General features: G+C 70.3%; 1 protein-coding gene. It reads right to left on the bottom strand.

From position 1 onward, the window contains the following. Positions 1 to 748 (bottom strand): DNA topoisomerase IV subunit B family protein (locus VQ03_RS30390; RefSeq protein WP_048454669.1); only part of this gene is annotated, 748 nt, incomplete at both ends.

The following is a 748-nucleotide window of genomic DNA, read 5'->3' as shown; positions in this document are numbered from 1 at the left end:
TCGCCGCCTCGACGATGCGGGAGGCCTCCAGCGTCGCCAGCTTGTCCTTGGTCTGGCCCTGGAATTCCGGCTCGCGGATGAAGACCGACAGCATCGCCGCGCAGGTCGCCATCACGTCCTCGGCGGTGACCGAGGCCATGCGCTTGACCTGGCCGACCCGCTCGGCGTGGTCGCGCAGGGCCCGCAGCAGCGCCACCCGCATCCCGCTCTCGTGGGTTCCGCCCTCCGGCGTCGGGATGGTGTTGCAGTAGGAGGAGGAGAAGCCGTCGTCGTTGGCGAGCCACGCCATCGCCCATTCGAGGGAGCCGTGGCTGCCGGGCCTGGTGACCTTGCCGGCGAAGACCCCGTCGGCGACCAGGTCCTTGCCGTCGATCTCGCGGGCGAGATAATCCTTCAGGCCGGCCGGGAAGCGGTGCACGGCTTCCGCCGGCACGTTCTCGACGCCCTTGAGCAGGGCCGGGGCGCAGCGCCAGCGGATCTCGACGCCGCCGAACAGGTAGGCCTTCGAGCGCGCCATCTTGAACAGGCGGCGCGGATCGAACTTGTGCTCGCCGAAGATCTCGGCGTCGGGATGGAAGCGCACCCTGGTGCCGCGCCGGTTCTGCACCCGCCCGATCGTCTCGAGCGCACCCTGTGCGTGGCCGCGGGAGAAGGTCTGCCGGTAGAGCGTCTGGTTGCGGGCGACCTCGACCTCGAGCACGTCCGACAGGGCATTCACCACCGAGATGCCGACGCCGTGCAGGCCGCC

Source organism: Methylobacterium tarhaniae (assembly GCF_001043955.1).
Taxonomy (GTDB): domain Bacteria; phylum Pseudomonadota; class Alphaproteobacteria; order Rhizobiales; family Beijerinckiaceae; genus Methylobacterium; species Methylobacterium tarhaniae.
The sequence above is the reverse complement of the archived record's forward strand: the minus strand, read 5'-3'. Positions and strand labels throughout refer to the sequence as shown.